The organism is Microcoleus sp. K1-B1 (assembly GCF_036704705.1).
In the GTDB taxonomy this organism is placed as follows: Bacteria; Cyanobacteriota; Cyanobacteriia; order Cyanobacteriales; family Microcoleaceae; genus Microcoleus.
In genome coordinates this window covers 1-1,003 of the sequence record NZ_JAUBSH010000219.1, presented here as the reverse complement: position 1 = coordinate 1,003, position 1,003 = coordinate 1, and the positions used below count along the sequence as shown (strand labels likewise).

Below are 1,003 nucleotides of genomic sequence, written 5' to 3'. Positions count from 1 at the left end.
ATGCGATCGCCTCCGCAGCAGCCGGCGATGCCATTGAATTTGCCTCCACACTTGCGGGCCAAACAATTACCCTCACTTCTGGTCAACTTGTCATCAACAAAAACTTGACAATTGATGCAGTTGGTGCAGCCAATTTAACCATCAGTGGCAACAATGCTTCGCGGGTAATCCGCACAGAAGGTGCAACAAATGTTACTCTAAAAAACCTGATTGTTGCCAACGGCAAAGTTTCTGGAACAGATCCCAATAGTGAGGCAACTAGCGCCGGTGGTGGCATTCAAACAGGAGGTAGCAGCACTTTAACTTTAGAAAATTGCCAAGTCAATAATAATGTTGCCGGTTTTGGTGGCGGCATTTACACAGGTTTCCGCAGCACGACGACTGTAATTAACAGCAAATTTAGCGGCAATGACGGTTCGCTAGCGGACAATACCGAACGCGGTGGCGGCGCGATAGCCACTAAAAGCGGCGGTGTTCTAACTATCAGAGATAGCGAATTTACCAACAACAAAGGCAGCTACGGCGGTGCTGTTAATAACCTGTTGGGCAGCCTGACGATCGAAAACTCTAAATTCACCGGCAACGTGACAGAGAAAGGCGTTGGCGGGGCAGTTTACGTCGATGGCGCTAATGCTTCGGGGCCGAATGCAACCCCCGGCCCCGTTGCCGGAACTATTGCTATCCGCAACAGCGTTTTTGATGGCAATATCGGAGCGAGAGAAGGAGGAGCGGGATTTTTATTTGGCTATCTTCAAGATAAGATAGTTTTGGAAAATAGCACATTTATTAACAATAAAGCTGTTAAGGATCTAGCAGGAGTTGGAGGTTCCGGAGGCGCAATTCGTCACGGAAATACCGAACTTACGGTAACAAACTCCACTTTTGCTAATAACCAAGCTGAAGATAATGGGGGCGGTTTGTGGTCAGGAGAGAATGGAAATATCAGCATTGTCAACAGTACATTTTCCGGCAACAGCGCTGCTAAGCAGGGCGGAGGAATGCT

Annotated in this window: 1 protein-coding gene; it reads left to right on the top strand. The window is 48.3% G+C overall.

Annotation, left to right across the window (positions count from 1 at the left end; genetic code table 11):
- Positions 1 to 1,003: right-handed parallel beta-helix repeat-containing protein (locus QUA83_RS30505; protein ID WP_333297958.1), on the top strand; the 1,003-nt coding region annotated here is incomplete at both ends.